This window comes from Janthinobacterium sp. FT14W, assembly GCF_009208755.1.
Lineage (GTDB): Bacteria > Pseudomonadota > Gammaproteobacteria > Burkholderiales > Burkholderiaceae_D > Janthinobacterium > Janthinobacterium violaceinigrum.
Genome location: NZ_WFLL01000001.1, coordinates 312,611 through 329,296, shown reverse-complemented (window position 1 = coordinate 329,296; position 16,686 = coordinate 312,611). Strand labels below are relative to the sequence as shown.

At 62.7% G+C, this 16,686-nt stretch carries 16 protein-coding genes and 1 tRNA gene; 12 read left to right on the top strand and 5 right to left on the bottom strand.

Annotated elements, in window-relative coordinates; genetic code table 11:
• Positions 1 to 19 precede the first annotated feature (19 nt).
• From GCN74_RS01465 to GCN74_RS01440, 6 genes are all read left to right on the top strand, one after another.
• Positions 20 to 478, top strand: coding sequence for a response regulator (locus GCN74_RS01465; RefSeq protein WP_152255000.1), 459 nt, complete (start codon positions 20 to 22; stop codon positions 476 to 478).
• Between the two features lie 303 nt (positions 479 to 781).
• On the top strand, positions 782 to 1,108 hold the full coding sequence (trxA, locus tag GCN74_RS01460; RefSeq protein ID WP_152254999.1) for a thioredoxin TrxA: 327 nt from the start codon (positions 782 to 784) through the stop codon (positions 1,106 to 1,108).
• Between the two features lie 155 nt (positions 1,109 to 1,263).
• On the top strand, positions 1,264 to 2,526 hold the full coding sequence (rho, locus tag GCN74_RS01455) for a transcription termination factor Rho (RefSeq protein WP_010401543.1): 1,263 nt from the start codon (positions 1,264 to 1,266) through the stop codon (positions 2,524 to 2,526).
• 294 nt (positions 2,527 to 2,820) lie between these two features.
• A complete protein-coding gene (locus GCN74_RS01450) occupies positions 2,821 to 3,090 on the top strand; it encodes a type B 50S ribosomal protein L31 (RefSeq protein WP_086137204.1) in 270 nt (89 codons plus the stop codon).
• A 154-nt stretch (positions 3,091 to 3,244) separates the two neighbouring features.
• Positions 3,245 to 4,969, top strand: coding sequence for an ArnT family glycosyltransferase (locus GCN74_RS01445; RefSeq protein ID WP_152254998.1), 1,725 nt, complete (start codon positions 3,245 to 3,247; stop codon positions 4,967 to 4,969).
• A gap of 198 nt (positions 4,970 to 5,167) precedes the next feature.
• Positions 5,168 to 6,148, top strand: coding sequence for a choice-of-anchor A family protein (locus GCN74_RS01440; protein ID WP_152254997.1), 981 nt, complete (start codon positions 5,168 to 5,170; stop codon positions 6,146 to 6,148).
• Between the two features lie 74 nt (positions 6,149 to 6,222).
• Here the strand turns inward: GCN74_RS01440 and GCN74_RS01435 are convergent, their stop codons facing one another.
• Positions 6,223 to 7,902, bottom strand: a complete 1,680-nt coding sequence (locus GCN74_RS01435) for an AMP-binding protein (RefSeq protein WP_152254996.1) — start codon at positions 7,900 to 7,902, stop codon at positions 6,223 to 6,225.
• 142 nt (positions 7,903 to 8,044) lie between these two features.
• On the opposite strand from GCN74_RS01435, the gene GCN74_RS01430 reads away from it, so the two are divergent.
• Both GCN74_RS01430 and GCN74_RS01425 read left to right on the top strand, forming a co-directional pair.
• The gene (locus GCN74_RS01430) at positions 8,045 to 10,411 is read left to right on the top strand and encodes a DNA polymerase II (protein ID WP_152254995.1); all 2,367 of its coding nucleotides are present in this window, start codon (positions 8,045 to 8,047) and stop codon (positions 10,409 to 10,411) included.
• 273 nt (positions 10,412 to 10,684) lie between these two features.
• Positions 10,685 to 12,001 carry an enoyl-acyl carrier protein reductase FabMG gene (locus GCN74_RS01425; protein WP_152254994.1) on the top strand — a complete coding sequence of 439 codons (1,317 nt, stop codon included), beginning with the start codon at positions 10,685 to 10,687 and terminating at the stop codon, positions 11,999 to 12,001.
• An 85-nt stretch (positions 12,002 to 12,086) separates the two neighbouring features.
• Here GCN74_RS01425 and GCN74_RS01420 read toward each other — a convergent pair whose 3' ends face one another.
• Positions 12,087 to 12,851: an SDR family oxidoreductase gene (locus GCN74_RS01420; RefSeq protein ID WP_152254993.1), complete on the bottom strand. Its 765-nt coding sequence runs from the start codon at positions 12,849 to 12,851 to the stop codon at positions 12,087 to 12,089.
• Between the two features lie 173 nt (positions 12,852 to 13,024).
• Between GCN74_RS01420 and GCN74_RS01415 the strand changes: the two genes are divergently transcribed.
• Positions 13,025 to 13,111: transfer RNA gene (locus tag GCN74_RS01415), tRNA-Leu, on the top strand.
• A 61-nt stretch (positions 13,112 to 13,172) separates the two neighbouring features.
• Here the strand turns inward: GCN74_RS01415 and GCN74_RS01410 are convergent.
• The 3 genes from GCN74_RS01410 to GCN74_RS01400 all read right to left on the bottom strand — a co-directional run bounded on the left by GCN74_RS01410 (position 13,173) and on the right by GCN74_RS01400 (position 14,809).
• Complete coding sequence (locus GCN74_RS01410) at positions 13,173 to 13,760, bottom strand: GNAT family N-acetyltransferase (RefSeq protein ID WP_152254992.1); 588 nt, start codon at positions 13,758 to 13,760, stop codon at positions 13,173 to 13,175.
• Between the two features lie 5 nt (positions 13,761 to 13,765).
• Entirely contained in the window at positions 13,766 to 14,347 is a 582-nt protein-coding gene (locus GCN74_RS01405) for an NnrU family protein (RefSeq protein WP_152254991.1), read from the bottom strand.
• 69 nt (positions 14,348 to 14,416) lie between these two features.
• Positions 14,417 to 14,809 carry an Imm10 family immunity protein gene (locus GCN74_RS01400; protein ID WP_152254990.1) on the bottom strand — a complete coding sequence of 131 codons (393 nt, stop codon included), beginning with the start codon at positions 14,807 to 14,809 and terminating at the stop codon, positions 14,417 to 14,419.
• 147 nt (positions 14,810 to 14,956) lie between these two features.
• Between GCN74_RS01400 and GCN74_RS01395 the strand changes: the two genes are divergently transcribed.
• From GCN74_RS01395 to GCN74_RS01385, 3 genes are read left to right on the top strand one after another with little or no spacing between them, the layout of a single operon-like run.
• Entirely contained in the window at positions 14,957 to 15,373 is a 417-nt protein-coding gene (locus GCN74_RS01395; RefSeq protein ID WP_226938807.1) for a GNAT family N-acetyltransferase, read from the top strand.
• Between the two features lie 7 nt (positions 15,374 to 15,380).
• Positions 15,381 to 16,127: a M56 family metallopeptidase gene (locus GCN74_RS01390; RefSeq protein WP_152254988.1), complete on the top strand. Its 747-nt coding sequence runs from the start codon at positions 15,381 to 15,383 to the stop codon at positions 16,125 to 16,127.
• Positions 16,128 to 16,185: 58 nt separating this feature from the next.
• On the top strand, positions 16,186 to 16,686 hold the full coding sequence (locus tag GCN74_RS01385) for a hypothetical protein (protein ID WP_152254987.1): 501 nt from the start codon (positions 16,186 to 16,188) through the stop codon (positions 16,684 to 16,686).

Sequence of the window (16,686 nt, the reverse complement as noted above, 5' to 3'; positions counted from 1 at the left end):
TCCATAGAAAGACATGACGATGAATACAGTATCAAACCAAGCAGTCCGCGAACAGAACGAAGCAGGCCTGGCACCGTTGCGCGTGCTGCTGCTGGACGACGACGTTTTCATGCTCGACGTGCTCAGCGACATGCTCGAGCAAATGGGCCCGTTCGACATCCGCTGCGAGTCGCACAGCGAACAGGCGCTGGCCACCCTGAAGCAGCACCAGCCCGACCTGCTGATCTGCGACCTGTCCATGCCCGACATCGACGGCATCGAATTCCTGCGCATGGCGGCGGACAATGGCTTCCGCGGCGGCGTGGTTCTGCTGTCGGGCCTGCACTCGGCCGTGCGCCTGGCGGCCGAACGCCTGGCCGTGGCCAATGGCCTGCATATCTTGGGCACCTTCCGCAAGCCGATGGAAAGCGCGGAATTGCAGCTCATGGTGAACTTGCAACTGCAGCACACGGCGCGCCTGGCCAGCGTCCAAGCCTGAGCGTGGAGGCTGGCCGCAAGGGCGGACACGGCGCTGCGGGCCAGCAGGCATGCGGCTTTGCCGCCATGCCGGCACGCGCGGGGACGATCTGCCGCAAGTTTTTCTGCAATAATCGCCACGCTTTGAAAAAATGGGTTATTATTTCAGCCATCCCCGCCTGCATACCTCTGGTCGCACCTTCCAAGAACATTGAATTTGTGCCCATTGCCCCCATCTTCTAACTGCATTCCAGGAAGCATGGATGGCGAACCAGCGTATGGTTAATTCCAGGCATTATTGATCCCACCCTCATTTGAGGAAAATATGAGCGAATATATCAAACACATTAGCGATGCATCTTTTGAAGCAGACGTCCTGAAATCCGAAGTGCCAGTACTGGTCGACTTCTGGGCAGAGTGGTGCGGTCCCTGCAAGGCCATCGCCCCGATCCTGGAAGAAGTGGCCAAGGAATATGCGGGCCGCATCGTGATCGCCAAGATGGACGTGGACGCCAACCAGGCTGTGCCTGCCAAGTTCGGCATCCGCGGCATCCCGACCCTGATCCTGTTCAAGGATGGTGTTGCAGCTGCTCAAAAAGTGGGCGCCATGGCCAAGGGCCAGTTGACCACTTTCGTCGACAGCAACATTTAATGTATGATGGGCAGCGCTGCGCCCGCAGCGCCGCCTGATTGGACACACCGGAAAGCGGCTTTGCTACCATTCATGCAAAACCTTCCCGAATAATTAATCAAGCCACGCAGTCCCCTCCCCTACCTTTACATCCCGTCTCGGGACACTCAACACATATGCATTTATCCGAACTAAAGGCCCTACACGTATCCGCCCTGCTTGAGATGGCGATCGGTCTTGACATTGACAACGCAGCCCGCTTGCGCAAACAGGAGCTGATGTTCGCTATCCTGAAAAAACGCGCCAAGTCCGGCGAACAGATTTTTGGCGACGGCGCCCTGGAAGTGCTGCCTGACGGCTTCGGCTTCCTGCGCTCGCCCGACGCCAGCTACATGGCGTCCACCGACGACATTTACATCTCCCCTTCGCAAATCCGCCGCTTCAACCTGCACACCGGCGATTCGATCGAAGGCGAGGTACGGACCCCGAAAGATGGCGAACGCTATTTCGCACTGGTCAAAGTAGACAAGGTCAACGGCGAATCGCCGGAAGCCTCGAAGCACCGCATCCTGTTTGAAAACCTGACGCCGCTGCATCCGAACGAGCCGCTGCGCCTGGAACGTGAAATGAATGGCCAGGAAAACATCACCGGCCGCATCATCGACCTGATCGCCCCGATCGGCAAAGGCCAGCGCGGCCTGCTGGTGGCATCGCCGAAATCCGGTAAATCCGTGATCCTGCAGCACATCGCGCATGCGATCACGGCGAACCACCCCGATATCACGCTGATCGTGCTGCTGATCGACGAACGTCCGGAAGAAGTTACCGAAATGCAACGTTCCGTGCGCGGCGAAGTCGTCGCCTCGACCTTCGACGAGCCGGCCACGCGCCACGTGCAAGTGGCCGAGATGGTGCTGGAAAAAGCCAAGCGCCTGGTGGAAATGAAAAAAGACGTGGTGATCCTGCTCGACTCGATCACCCGCCTGGCGCGCGCCTACAACACCGTCATCCCTGCCTCGGGCAAGGTACTGACCGGCGGTGTCGACGCGAACGCGCTGCAACGTCCAAAACGCTTCTTCGGCGCCGCGCGCAATATCGAAGAAGGCGGCTCGCTGACCATCATCGCCACGGCGCTGATCGAAACGGGTTCGCGCATGGATGACGTGATCTTTGAAGAATTCAAGGGTACCGGCAACATGGAAGTCCACCTGGAACGCCGCCTGGCCGAGAAACGTGTCTATCCGGCAATTAACCTGAACAAATCGGGTACCCGCCGCGAAGAACTGCTGATCAAGCCGAACGAGCTGCAAAAAATCTGGATTCTGCGCAAGTTGCTGTACTCGATGGACGAGATCGAGGCAATGGAGTTCATTCTCGACAAGATGAAAGCAACGAAGAACAACGCCGAGTTCTTCGACATGATGCGCCGAGGGGGGTAAACCTACTGCGCGTCCCGCTCTACGGCCTGTGTTGCTCGCTGTACCTTCGTACAGCTGCGCTACTCGGCCGTACATCGGGCCTGCTCGCTACGGTTTCCCTCCCCTCGGTGGCGTCATATCAAGGCGCTACCGGCCCAAGCCGCTCCTGGAGCGGCTTTTTTATTGCCGCCGGCCGGAAAGCGCTATATAATCGACGGTTGCATTATTTTAAACCCTGGCAAGTGATCGGCAATCGGGTCAAGAAGCAAGACGACCGACGAAGTGCTGTTTGGCTACCTACTTAGAGAGAATCCCATGAAAGTCGATACCCATCCAGAATACCGCGAAGTTGTTTTCCACGATCTGTCGTGCGATTTCAAATTCGTTACCCGCTCGACCATCCAAACCCGCGAAACGATCAACCACGAAGGTAAGGACTACCCACTGGTGAAGATCGAGGTTTCGGCTGAATCGCACCCATTCTTCACGGGCAAGCACAAAATCGTCGATACCGCTGGTCGCGTCGAGAAGTTCCGTCAGAAGTTCGGTTCCGTTGGTTCGAAAACCGCAGTCGCAGCAGGCTGATTTTTGCCGCTCTGCGGCAAAGAAGGGCAGCTTCGGCTACCAGAGAAAAGGCAGCTACGGCTGCCTTTTTTGTCTTTGGCCGCTTTACTTTATACTCGCGCATACCCGACGCCATTCGTCGCGTCTTGCCATTTTTTTCTGATACCGACTATCGATGAAGCCAGTCCGCCTTCCCGCCGCTGCCACACTCGCGCTGCCACGATGGGCCTTGTTTGCGCTCGGCCTGCTGTACATCCTGCCTGGCCTGATCGGCCGCGAACCGTGGAAGAACGATGACGCCGCCAGTTTCGGCATCATGTGGACCATGGCGCATGGCGGCCTGAACGACTGGCTGTGGCCCAACGTGGCCGGCCTGTCGGTGCCGGACGAGGGCCCGCTGGCCTTCTGGCTGGGCGCCATCTTCATCAAGCTGTTCGGCTGGATCGCTGGCGACGTCTTCGGCGCGCGCATGTCGACCATCGGCATCTTCGTCGTCAGCACCCTGTCCGTCTGGTACACGGCCTTCAACCTGGGCCGCCGCAACGACGCCCAGCCGCTGCGCCTGGCGTTTGGCGGCCAACCCGAGCCGGACGACTTCGGCCGCACCCTGGCCGATGCCGCCGTCCTCATCTATTTAGGCTGCCTGGGCCTGCTGCAGCACAGCCACGACATCACGGCCGAAGCACTGTTTGTTTCCCTGATGGCTTACCTGCTGTACCGCGCCGTACGCTACGTGGAAGGCCCGTCCGTGCGCAATGCGGCCCTGCTGGGCCTGGCGCTGGGCGGCCTGACCCTCACGCGCGGCTGGATCACGCCGGCAGCGCTGAGCATCGCCCTGCTGCTGTGCACCGTATTCCTGCGCCTGCCGCTGCTGCGCAGCGTGCGCCACCTGGTGCTGGCCATCCTGATCGGCGCCGCGCTGACCCTGGTCTGGCTGCTGCCGGGCGAATGGCTGAAGCCATACGGCCATTCGCCGATCCAGGCATGGATGGAGTGGAATTGCCGCCAGTTCAGCGCCCCGAGCCTGAAGAGCGTGCAGTATTTCTTGCGTGTCGGCATCTGGTTCTTCTGGCCGGCGTGGCCTTTCGCCGCCTGGGCCGTGTATGCCTGGCGCCGCCAGCACCACGTGCTGCACATCGTCGTGCCGCTGACCTTTGTCGCCATGCTGGCCATCCTGGGCCTGTCCCATCCCGATCCCGACCCCAGCCAGCTGCTGCCCCTGCTGCCGCCGCTGGCCGTGATGGCGGCGTTTGGCTTGCTGACCATGAAACGGGGCGCCATCAACGCCATCGACTGGTTCTCCGTGATGGTGCTGACCATTTGCGCGGCCACGCTGTGGCTGTTCTGGTTCGCCACGCTGACGGGCTGGCCGCCGCGCCTGGCCCACAATGCCTTGAAACTGTTGCCAGGATTCAAACCCGAACTGGACGTGCTGGCCTTTTTCGTGGCCGCCTGCGTCAGCGCAGGCTGGGTGGCGCTGGTGCACTGGCGCATTTCGCGCCAGCCGGCCGTGCTGTGGCGCGCCGTGGTGCTGTCGTCCGGCGGCCTGATCCTGATCTGGGTACTGATCATGACCTTGTTCCTGCCCCAGCTGAACTACAGCAAGAGCTACGCCAGCGTGGCGCACCAGATTTCCATCCACCTGCCGCCAGGCAGCAAATGCATCAACAGCAATGTGGGCGCCGCCCAGCGCGCCTCGTTCGCCTACTTCGGCCACTTGCCGTTTGCCAGCGTGGGACAGCAGCAATGCGATGTGTTCCTGTTGCAAGATAGCATCAAGGTTCCCGACAGCAAGGAACAGCTGCCCGAGCACCACGGCGCGGACTGGATCAAACTGTGGGAAGGGCGCCGCCCCACCGATGACGTGGAACGCTTCCGCCTGTACCAGCGCGTCAGATAAGCAGCAAAAAACCGGGCCAGTCCCGGTTTTTTGTTGCCCGCCAGACCAGCGCCGGCGACGGAAAAAGTGTTGCTTTTAAATATAGTTAATTACCTAAATTGAACTAGAATTGTTTTTTAGATTATAATGATGGCTTGCGCGATGGCGGTGTCTTGCTTTCCCGCCCGATTCGTCCCCCAATTTACTATGAGATTATTCATGAAATTATTTTCCACACGCACCTTGCCGCTCATCAGCGCCGCCCTGTTTGCCTTCTCCTTCAGCGCCTCGGCCCAGGCGACCGTGATTGACCTCGGCGTCGCCAACGGCTACTCGGCCTTCATCTTCGGCAATATCGGCAGCAGCGGCTCCAGCGGCTTCACCAGCGTGGGCGGCAGCCTGGCCGCGGGCGGCAATATCTACCTGGACAGCTACAGCGTCGGTACCAACAAGAAAGCCGGCAGCGCCGCCAACACGCTGGTCGCCGGTAACAGCCTGAACATCGGCAACGGCACCATCAGCGGTACGGGCGTATACGGCGTCAGCAATGCCAACGGCACCGTGACGGCGCCATCGTGGTACCCAACGGGCACCTTCAGCAAGGGCAATGCCTCCACCCTGGACTTTGCGGGCGCCAAGCAGCAGCTGACGACCCTGTCGGGCGATGTGGCCAAGCTGCAATCGAACGGCACCGTGGTCTCCCAGTACGGCAACATGACCCTGGTAGGCAATGTCAACGCCGACGTCAATATCTTCAACATCGATGCGTCGAACCTGCATAACCTGACCCTGGACCTGTCCTCGCTGAAAAGCACGGCCAGCATCATCATCAACGGCACGGCCACCAACATCACCATGAGCGGCGGCTTCGACAACTTCGGCAGCTTCGCCGACCGCACGCTGTTCAACTTCTCCAACGCCACCACCACCAACCTGAACAACGTTGGCATCAACGGCAGCATCCTGGCGCCGAACGCCGCGTTTTCCGGCTCGGGCAGCATGAACGGCACCCTGGTCGCCAATTCCGTCAGCTCGATCAACTATGGCCACGTTTCCATGAACGGTTCCGGCTTCAACACGGTCAACGTCTCGGCCGTGCCTGAACCAGGCACCTACGCCATGCTGCTGGCCGGCCTGGGCTTGCTGGCATTCATGCGCCGCCGCACGCCAGCACGCGCACCGCAAGCCGCGCTGGCCTAAGCTTCACGCCGGACCAATAAAAAAACACCGGGCCGCGCGAGCGTCCCGGTGTTTTTTATGGGCAGCCGAAAAGCCTAGTCCGCGCCCAGCCCCAGATCCGTGGCCACCTGCTTGCGCAGCAAGTATTTCTGGATCTTGCCCGTCACCGTCATGGGAAACTCTTCGACGAAGCGCACATAGCGGGGAATCTTGTAATACGCGATCTGGCCATCGCAAAAGGCGCGGATATCCTCGCTGGTGGCTTGCATGCCCGGCCGCAAGATAATGCAGGCGCACAACTCTTCACCATACTTGGCATCGGGCACCCCCACGCATTGCACGTCGAGCACGCTGGGGTGGCGGTACAGGAATTCTTCCACTTCGCGCGGGTAGATGTTTTCGCCGCCGCGGATGACCATGTCTTTCGAGCGTCCCACGATGCTGCAAAAACCGTTGTCGTCGATCACGGCCAGGTCGCCCGTGTGCATCCAGCGCGCCGTGTCGATGGCTTCCGCGGTTTTTTCAGGATCGCCCCAGTAGCCCTGCATCACGGAATAGCCGCGCGTGAGCAATTCGCCCTTTTCGCCGCGCGGCACGATGCGCCCTTCCGCATCGACGATTTTCACTTCCAGGTGCGGGTGCACGCGGCCGATGGACGAGACGCGCATTTCGCGCGGGTCTTCGATCGCCGTCTGGAAACTGACGGGCGAGGTTTCCGTCATGCCATACGCAATGGTAATTTCCGCCATGTGCATCAGCTCGATAACCCTCGTCATGACTTCCATCGGGCACGGTGAACCTGCCATGATGCCGGTGCGCAAATTCGACAGATCGTATTGCTTGAAATCAGGATGATCGAGGATGGCGATGAACATGGTCGGCACGCCGTGCAAGCCCGTGCAGCGTTCGGCCTGCACCGTCTCGAGCACGGCTTTCGGATCGAAGCCTTCGCCGGGAAACACCATGGCCGCGCCATGCGTGACGCAGGCCAGGTTGCCCAGCACCATGCCGAAACAGTGGTACAGGGGCACGGGAATGCACAAGCGGTCCTGTTGCGTGAGGCGCATCGCTTCGCCGATGAAAAAACCGTTATTCAGGATATTGTGATGCGTCAAGGTGGCGCCCTTGGGCGCGCCCGTGGTGCCGGACGTGAACTGAATGTTGACGGCATCGTCAAACTGCAAGGTAGCGCTCACTTCTGCCAGGTGCGCCAGGTCGGCGTCGGTGATGCCGTCCATCAAGGCATCAAACTGGTGCATGCCGGGCGTGGCGGCCGTGCCCAGGCGGATGACGTGGCGCAGCTGCGGCAGGCGCGGCGATTGCAGGGCGCCGGCGCGCGCACGGGCGATCTCCGGCACCACGTCCTGCACGATGGCCAGGTAGTCGCTGGACTTGAAGCTGGGCGATAAAATCAGCGCGCTGCACTGCACCTTGTCGAGCACGTATTCGAGTTCCGAACGGCGGTAGGCGGGATTGATGTTGACCATGATCAAGCCGGCCTTTGCCGTGGCAAACTGCGTGAGCACCCACTCGGCGCAGTTCTGCGACCAGATGCCGACCCGGTCGCCCGGCTGCAGGCCCAGCTTCAGCAAGCCGGCGGCCAGGCGGTGCACGCGCTGCTGGAACTGGGCATACGTCCAGCGCACGTTCTGGTGCGCCACGATCAGCGCATCGTGCTGGCCGTAGCGGGCGGCGATGCCATCGAGGTAAGCGCCTATCGTTTCGCCGATCAACGGCGTCCCGTGGGCGCCGTGTACATAACTCATTGCTTGCATGCTGTCTCCAGGGTAATGGCGCGACGCGCTCTTCTTATGGTCATCGACTACAAAAATTATAGCCGCAACCGCCCCCACCCTGCACCGGCTTGCTGTAATGTGCAGACCGGCACACACGATACCCACGGCAACTGACGGCACCATGACAGGCAACACGCAGCACCCGCCCGAACAGGGCTTCATCCTCACCCGCCACTGGCGCGACACCAGCGCCGGCACGGAGGTCGATTTCTGGTTGGCAACAGATGCCGGGCCCCGCCACGTGCGCCTGCCCGTGCAGACGGCCGTGGCCTTCATTCCCATGGAGCAGCGCGAACAGGCGGAACTGCTGCTGCGCGGCGAACGCCATGCCGAGCTGCGCCCCCTGTCGCTGTCCGACTTTCACCACCGTCCCGTGCTGGGCTTGTATTGCAAGCAATACCGGCACTTGCTGAAGCTGGAAAAGCAGCTGCGCGCGCATGGCGTCGACGTGTACGAAGCCGATATCCGTCCGCCCGAGCGCTATCTGATGGAGCGTTTTATTACGGCGCCGGTGGCATTTGACGGCGCCAACCCGGGCGAGAACGTCCAGTTGAAACCCGCTGCCGGCTACCGTCCCGCACTAAAACTGGTATCGCTCGATATCGAGACGACGGCCCACGGCGAACTGTATTCGCTGGCCCTGGAAGGCTGCGGCCAGCGCCAGGTCTACATGCTGGGGCCGCCAAACGGCGTCGACGGGGAACGCGATTTCGACCTCGAATACTGCGATTCGCGCGCGCAGATCCTTGAGCGCCTGAACGCGTGGATGGAACGCCACGATCCGGACGCCATCATCGGCTGGAACCTGGTGCAGTTCGACTTGCGCGTGCTCAAGCAACATGCCGAGCGCTATCAAGTGCCCCTGCGGCTGGGACGGGGCGGCGCCGTCATGGAATGGCGCGAGCACGGCGGCAAGCAGGAACACTATTTTGCCGCCGCCGCGGGACGGCTGATCATCGACGGCATCGAGGCGCTGAAGTCGGCCACGTGGAATTTCTCCTCGTTCAGCCTGGAAAACGTGGCGCAGACCTTGTTGGGCGAAGGCAAGTCCATCGACAATCCCTACCAGCGCATGGCCGAGATCGACCGGCGCTTCCGCGAAGACAAGCCGGCCCTGGCCCGCTACAACCTCAAGGATTGCGAACTGGTCACGCGCATCTTTGCGAAAACCGAATTGCTGACTTTTTTGCTGGAGCGGGCCAGCGTGACGGGTCTGGCGGCCGACCGCAGCGGCGGCTCCGTGGCCGCCTTCGAACACCTGTACCTGCCGCTGATGCACCGGCAAGGCTACGTGGCGCCCAACCTGGGCGATGTCTCGGGCGAGAACAGCCCGGGCGGCTTCGTCATGGATTCGCAGTCGGGCCTGTACGATTCCGTGCTCGTGCTCGACTATAAAAGCCTGTACCCGTCCATCATCCGCACTTTCCTGATCGATCCCGTGGGCCTGGTCGTGGGCACCGGCGGCGACGAGGCCGATACCGTGCCCGGCTACCGGGGCGCGCAGTTTTCGCGCATCAAACACTGCCTGCCCGCCATCGTGCAACAGGTGTGGCAGGGGCGCGAAGCGGCCAAGCGCGAGCGCAACGCACCGCTGTCGCAAGCGCTCAAGATCATCATGAACGCGTTTTACGGCGTGCTGGGGTCCAGCGGCTGCCGCTTCTTCGACCCGCGCCTGGCCTCGTCGATCACCCTGCGCGGCCACGACATCATGCACCGCACGCGCGAACTGATCACCGAGCAGGGCTACCAGGTGATCTACGGCGACACGGACTCCACCTTCGTGTGGCTCAAGACAGCGCATACGGATGACGAGGCGGGCAAGATCGGCCGCGCCCTGGTGGCGCACGTCAACGCCTGGTGGGACGCGCATCTGCGCGCAGAGTTTGGCCTGGACAATGCGCTGGAACTGGAATTCGAGACGCATTACCGGCGCTTCCTGATGCCCACCATCCGCGGCTCGGAAGAAGGCAGCAAGAAGCGCTACGCGGGCCTGGTGGGCAAGCCCGACGGCAGCGAAGAGATGGTCTACAAGGGCCTGGAAACGGTGCGCAGCGACTGGACGCCGCTGGCGCAGCAATTCCAGCAGGATCTATATAGGCGCATCTTCCAGCGCAATGCCTACCAGGACTATGTGCGCGACTACGTGGCGCGCACGGTGCGCGGCGAATTCGACGCTTTATTGGTCTACCGCAAGCGCCTGCGCCGCCCCCTCGACGATTACCAGCGCAACGTGCCGCCCCACGTGCGCGCGGCGCGCACGGCCGACGCCTACAATCTGGCGCAGGGGCGGCCGCTGCAATACCAGAACGGCGGCTGGATCAGCTATGTGATCACGGTGGCGGGGCCGGAACCGCTGGAAACGCAGCGTTCGCCCATCGATTACCACCATTACCTGACGCGCCAGCTGCAACCGGTGGCCGACGCGATACTGCCGTTCCTGGGCGACGATTTTTCGCGCCTGGTGTCCGGGCAGCAGGATTTGTTTTAAATCAATTTTACTGACCAGCATGACCAAGCTGAGGTAATATCGGCGCCTGCCGGGCTTATCTGGCCCTGCCTGCGGGCGTTGTACGCTGCGGCAGCGTAAAATACGCCATGGCGAAAGAATAAGAACTGCACGAAGAAGAAAATGCCATTCCAGACGAGAATCGTTCGCAACAGGATTTTCCACGCTGAAATGGCGCATAATTTCACACTATGTTGAACCAGCGGGCAGCGCGTTTAGCCGTCTGCCCCGCTAATTTTTGAATGAATTGATACCATGACCGAGATCACGTCCTTAAGAGACATCCCGCAAAAAAATATCTTCCGCAAGGGCGACACCTTTGTGCTGTTCGGCGAGCTGTTCGGCCGCGGCTATGTGAATGGCTTGCTGGACGAAGCGCGCAAGGCGGGCATGAATATCGTCGGCATGACGGTGGGCCGCCGCGATGAAAACATGGCGCTGCGCCCGCTGAACGCGGAAGAGCTGGCGGAAGCGGAAGCCAACCTGGGCGGCCGCATCATCAATGTGCCGCTGATGGCCGGCTTCGACCTCGACGCGCCGGCCGGCGAGCCGACCCCGACGGCCCTGCTGGCCGACATGACCCTGAAGAGCTGGCAGGAAGACAAACTGGACTGGGCGCAGATCGAACGCTGCCGCGAAGCCGGCATCGCCCGCTTCAGCGCTTCCGTGGCGAAAGCCATGGCCGAGCTGGACAGCCTGATTCCTGACGGCAGCAATGTGTATTTCGCCCACACCATGGCCGGCGGCATTCCGAAAGTCAAAGTCTTCCTGGCCATCGCCAACCGCATCTACAAGGGCCGCGGCGAGCGCTTCATGTCCTCGCGCGCCCTGCTCGACAGCGACCTGGGCAAGCTGATCCTGATGAACTTCGACGAAGTCACGGCCAACACCCTGCAGCACCTGATCGACGGCAGCGCCGCGATCCGCGCCCGCATCGAGAAAACGGGCGGCCAGGTGCGCTACAGCGCCTACGGCTACCACGGCACGGAGATCTTGATCGACGGTAAATACCAGTGGCAAACCTACAGCAACTACACGCAAGGCCTGGCCAAGATGCGCCTGGAAAACGTGGCCAAGGCCGCGTGGGAAAAAGGCATCAAGGCAACCGTCTTCAACTGCCCGGAAATCCGCACCAACTCGTCCGACATTTTTGTGGGCGTGGAACTGTCGCTGTTCCCCCTGCTCGACGCGCTGAAAAAAGAAGGCGGCGCGGCCTGGGCCGAAGAACAGTGGAAGATCTGCCAGGGCTTGCTGGAAGACGGCGTCTCGCTGCAAGATTTGCTTGACCGTATCGCCGCCTACAATGGCGACGCCACCAGCGTGCAGTTCCGCAACTTTGCCGCCTGGCCGATGGACAACACCCCGGAACTGGCCGAAGTCATGATCGGCACCTCGGACGACATCACCAAGCTGCACAAGGACCGCAAGGAACTGATCACCGACCACCTGAGCTCGCTGGTCCTGGAAGGCACGGGCCCGCTGATGTTCCACGCCATGTCGGAGCCGCAAGCACCCGTCGTCTGGCTCAATCACGACATCATCGCGCGCCAGCTGAACTCGGTTCACAACTGAGCTTGATATAGCGCAAGCTGCAAGACACCGACGGCCCGGCTCATCCCCGGGCCGTCGGCGTTTCCGGTGCCGCGTTACGTATCGCTCAGGCGCGCACGCTGGACACGCCGCCATCGGCCAGCAGCGCCGTGCCGGTGGTAAAGCTCGACGCATCGGACGCCAGGTACAGGGCCGAGCGGGCGATCTCGTCCGGCGTGGCCAGGCGTTTCAAGGCATGCAGGCCCGCCACGAAGGCCAGCGCCTCGGGCGTACTGGCCACTTGCCTCCCCATCGGTGTATCGGTGCCGCCCGGCAGCAGGGCATTCACGCGGATACCCGCCGCGCCGCACTCGGCCGCCAGGGCCTTCGTCAAGCCGATCACGCCCGCCTTGCTGGCCGCATACGCCGCCATGCCGGACATGCCCAGCGTATGGCCGACGAAGGTCGATGTAAAAATCAGCGAGCCGCCGCCACGCGCCGCCATGGCGGGCAGCTGGTATTTGGCCGCCAGGAAGGCACTGGTGAGATTGGTATCGAGCGCCGCCCGCCAGTCTTCCAGGGCGACTTCCGGCGTGGGTCCCATGGGTCCCAGGGCGCCCGCATTATTAAACGCGATATCGAGGCCGCCAAAGCGTTGCAGCGCCAGCGCCACGGCCTCCTGCGCGCACGCCGCATCGCCCACATCGCCGGCGCAGGCCACGGCTTGCGCGCCGCCGCCCGCCAGCTGCGCCACCAGCGCATCGAGTTCCGCCTGCCGCCGCGCCACCAGCACCAGCCGCGCGCCATGGCCGGCAAACAGCCGCGCCGCCGCATGCCCGATGCCCGAGCTGGCGCCCGTGATGATGGCGACCTTGTTGTCCAGTTGCTTCATGGGATATCCCTCCAGGTAAATGAAGGAATACGATAGGACGGCAAGCCAGGCGCGGCACTCCGCTTCTTGCGCTGGAATCGGCGCTTTCAACGATTCTCATTGCTTATCTAAAACACACGCCAAGCATAAAACTTGCCAGATTGTGACAAATCAGTGATAATGCGTCTCGCGTTGCCGGGATGGCGGAATAGGTAGACGCACGGGACTCAAAATCCCGCGCTGGAAACAGCGTGCCGGTTCGATTCCGGCTCCCGGCACCACAGAACATTCGTAGTACATGATGAAACCCGCCCATCGCCAGATGCTGCGGGTTTTTTTGCATTAGCGCCCCAGCCTTCCTTCCAGCCCCGCCTTCACCGCGTCCCATTCCGTATCGATGATGCTGAAACGCACGGAGTTGCGCTTGCGTCCGTCCGGCATGATGCGTTCGTGGCGCACGATGCCTTCCTGCACGGCGCCCAGGCGCACAATGGCGGCGCGCGATTTTTCGTTCAGCTCGTCGGTGGTCAGTTGCACGCGCACGGCCTGCATGGCTTCGAAGGCATGCGTCAGCAGCAGCAATTTCGCTTCCGTGTTCACGCCCGAACGCTGCACGGAGGCGGCCAGCCAGGTGTGGCCGATTTCCATCTTGCGGTTGATACGGTCGATTTTCCAGAAGCGCGTGCTGCCGACGATGGCGCCCGTGGACTTTTGCACGATGACGAAGGGCATGACGGTGCCCGCGCGCCGGCCTTCCAGCGCCGTGGCGATGCAGGCGGCCATGGTGGCGGGCCCCGGCACCACGGTGACCGTCATGTTCCACAGTTCGCCATCGGCCGCCGCCTGCAGCAGCTGCGGCGCGTGCCCGGCCTGCATGGGCAGCAGCTCGACCAGCTGGCCGTGCAAGGCGATGTGCTTCGTCTGCTCCATCTCCATCAATAGCCAAACGGTCGCACGCCGAACAGCACGCCATGCAGCCAGAACGCCAGCAGCAGCCACAGCGCACAGCCCGCGCCGATGGCGATCACGGTGCCTGCCACCGTGCCCCCCTCGTACGCCACGCCGGCCGCGCGGTCGCGCTGCACGGCGGCATACAGATCAAACAATGCCCAGACGAGGAAGCCGCCGAACAGCAGCACGTCGGCCAGGGTGCCGTTGGCCAGCAAATGTGCAACGGCCCACAGTTGCGTGCCCAGCAGCATGGGGTGGTGCACCAGGGTCTTGATATGGTTGCGCGGCACATTGGCCGCCGCCAATAGAATCAGCGAGACCAGCATCAGCAGGCCGCTGGCATGGCGCAAGCCCATGGGCGGCGTCCACAGCACTTGCGGCTGCTGGCGCGCCAGGCCGTAGCCCCAGATGATCAGGCCCAGCCCCACGAACGCCACGAGCGAATAGACGCCCTTCCAGCGCCGTTCGCCGAGGCGCGCCAGCTGGGCGCTGCGCCAGCCGTCGGCAACCATGCGCACCGAATGCAAACCCAGGAACAGCAGCAAACCGAATATCAGCACCGTCATCGTCGTCTCCCCCAGTCATTACCCGCTATCGATCATAAACGGCGCCGTGAACGATGCCGTCCGCGCAGATCAACGTTCTTCTCGATAGTAGTCGCAGCCCTCGAACGTGGTGCGCAGCGCCTGCTGCAGCTGGGCGTAGCGCTCGGGCGTCAAATTGAAACGCACGTCGATCTGGCCGTCGTCGTCCATCTGCATGGCGGCCTCGGCATCCATCTGCACGGACAGGCGGTTCGGATGCAGGATCACGGCGTGCATGTGGCCATACCAGGAAAATTCCTGGCCGCCATATTCGATGTAGGGCTCGTCCATGCCCATGGCCACGTCCTGCTCGTCGTACTCGTCGGCGCGCTGCAGCATCAGGTAGACGGGCTCGCCTTTGCCCGCCGGCGCGGCCAGGGTGGTGATCAGGGCGTCGTCTTCATTCATAACGGACAACTCGGTGGCGGTAAATCCTGCGGACATGGCGTGCTTTCAACAAATGGATGGATGTCGCCACCATAGCGCAAAAGCGGCGCGGACAACATAGTGCGCGGCGAATAAAGCGTGCCGCCCCGGAAACCCATGGCCGCCTATAATTGCCGCTCCAAACCAGTTCAACAGGAGACCGCCTTGACCGCAGCAACGCCCTACACCACCCGCCTGGCCATTCCCGCCATCGCCACCTACCAGCACCTGCGCGTCGCCGCCGGCCTGAGCGCGAAAACCATGGAAGCCACCGCCAGGGGCTTGCCGAACTCCCTGTTTGCCGTGCAGGTGCTGCAGGGCGACGAAGTGGTGGGCATGGGCAGGGTCATCGGCGATGGCGGCTGCTTCTTCCAGGTGGTCGATATTGCCGTGCTGCCCGCCCACCAGGGCAAGGGCCTGGGCAAGCTGATCATGCGCGAAATCCGCCAGTTCATCGACAGCGACGTGCCCGCCAGCGCGTATGTCAGCCTGATCGCCGATGGCCAGGCGCAAGACCTGTACGCGCAGTTCGGCTTCCAGCACACGGCGCCCGCCTCCGTCGGCATGGCGCTGAAGCGCTAGGCGCCCGATGCCTGCCTGGCTGCTGTGCGCCATGGCGCTGGCGCTGCTGCTGTCGGCCGGCGCCTGGCGCGCCGAGCGCGTGCGGCAGGGGCGCGGGCGCGCGACGCGCTGGCTGTGGCTGGCGGCCATCGCTGCCTCCGTCCTGCCGCCCCTGGCATGGCTGCCCCGCGTGCTGACGGCCATGCCGGCGGAACAGGCGCAGCTGAAGCTGGGCTGGTTCATGTTATCGAGCGGCATGCTGATGCTGCTGGCACTGCGCAGCGTCTGGCTGCTGTCGCACCAGCGCCGCTGGCAAAAAGCCACCTTGCTGGGCATGCCCGTGTACCTGAGCGGGGGCATCGGTCCCTGCGTGGCGGGGCTGCTGCGGCCCCGCATCGTGATGCCCGTCTGGCTGCAACTGATTCCTCGACAGCAACAGGCGCTGCTGCTGGCGCACGCGCGATGCCGGCTGGCCGCGCGCGACCCGCAACTGCTGGCCCTGGCGTACGCCTTGATTATTCTCATGCCGTGGAACCTGCCCCTGTGGTGGCAGCTGCACCGGCTGCGCTTTGCCATCGAAGTCGATTGCGACGCGCGCATGCTGGCGCACGGCCACGCACTGCGCGACTATGCCATGGTCCTGCGCCGGCACGGCCAGTATTATTCGGGGCTGACGGGCGCCTCGCCCATCGTGGCGAGCGACCCGCTGGCGCTGCGGCGGCGCCGCCGCATCATGGCCAGATTTACCCGGGCGCGGGCGGCGAACTTGCTATAGTAGCGGCAGCGCCGCGCGGCGCGCCCGCGGCTCCCCCATCCGAAATCAGAGAGATACCATGCTTTACCTGCTTGCCATCGTGATCGTCATCGCCCTGCTGTACTACGTCTTCAGTGGCCGCACGCCCGCCAAACCGCTGCACAAGCCGCTCATGTCGGTGCGCCAGTACGTGCCGGCGATCCCTGCGGGCGCGCCCGCGCACCACTGGAGCGACGAGGGCCGCTTTGCGTCGGAAGTGGAAAACGAATCGATGTACCAGCCCGCCATCGCCAGACTGGCGGGCGAGCATGGTCCCGGCAATGCGGAAGAAAAATGCCTGGCCCTGCTCGTGTGCGACGACGCCAACCCGTTCCAGGACAAGGCCATCGCCGTCTTCATCGATGGCCAGCTGGTGGGCTACCTGTCGCACAACGACGCCCTGCGCCTGCGCCGCAACCTGGGCCGCCAGGACCTGGTGGGCCAGCTGACCTCGTGCGATGCCGTCATCCGCGGCGGCGGCCTGTGGAATGGCAAGCGCCTGTCGTACGCCGTCTGGCTCGACTTGCAGCCCTACAACTGA

Excerpts from the sequence above, each read along its gene's own strand:
- GCN74_RS01435 (WP_152254996.1), bottom strand. The coding sequence starts at position 7,902 with ATGCAAGCAATGAGTTATGTACACGGCGCCCACGGGACGCCGTTGATC.
- GCN74_RS01450 (WP_086137204.1), top strand. The coding sequence starts at position 2,821 with ATGAAAGTCGATACCCATCCAGAATACCGCGAAGTTGTTTTCCACGAT.
- GCN74_RS01385 (WP_152254987.1), top strand. The coding sequence starts at position 16,186 with ATGCTTTACCTGCTTGCCATCGTGATCGTCATCGCCCTGCTGTACTAC.
- GCN74_RS01445 (WP_152254998.1), top strand. The coding sequence starts at position 3,245 with ATGAAGCCAGTCCGCCTTCCCGCCGCTGCCACACTCGCGCTGCCACGA.
- GCN74_RS01420 (WP_152254993.1), bottom strand. The coding sequence starts at position 12,851 with ATGAAGCAACTGGACAACAAGGTCGCCATCATCACGGGCGCCAGCTCG.
- trxA (WP_152254999.1), top strand. The coding sequence starts at position 782 with ATGAGCGAATATATCAAACACATTAGCGATGCATCTTTTGAAGCAGAC.
- GCN74_RS01430 (WP_152254995.1), top strand. The coding sequence starts at position 8,045 with ATGACAGGCAACACGCAGCACCCGCCCGAACAGGGCTTCATCCTCACC.
- GCN74_RS01440 (WP_152254997.1), top strand. The coding sequence starts at position 5,168 with ATGAAATTATTTTCCACACGCACCTTGCCGCTCATCAGCGCCGCCCTG.
- GCN74_RS01400 (WP_152254990.1), bottom strand. The coding sequence starts at position 14,809 with ATGTCCGCAGGATTTACCGCCACCGAGTTGTCCGTTATGAATGAAGAC.
- rho (WP_010401543.1), top strand. The coding sequence starts at position 1,264 with ATGCATTTATCCGAACTAAAGGCCCTACACGTATCCGCCCTGCTTGAG.
- GCN74_RS01405 (WP_152254991.1), bottom strand. The coding sequence starts at position 14,347 with ATGACGGTGCTGATATTCGGTTTGCTGCTGTTCCTGGGTTTGCATTCG.
- GCN74_RS01425 (WP_152254994.1), top strand. The coding sequence starts at position 10,685 with ATGACCGAGATCACGTCCTTAAGAGACATCCCGCAAAAAAATATCTTC.
- GCN74_RS01410 (WP_152254992.1), bottom strand. The coding sequence starts at position 13,760 with ATGGAGCAGACGAAGCACATCGCCTTGCACGGCCAGCTGGTCGAGCTG.
- GCN74_RS01465 (WP_152255000.1), top strand. The coding sequence starts at position 20 with ATGAATACAGTATCAAACCAAGCAGTCCGCGAACAGAACGAAGCAGGC.
- GCN74_RS01390 (WP_152254988.1), top strand. The coding sequence starts at position 15,381 with ATGCCTGCCTGGCTGCTGTGCGCCATGGCGCTGGCGCTGCTGCTGTCG.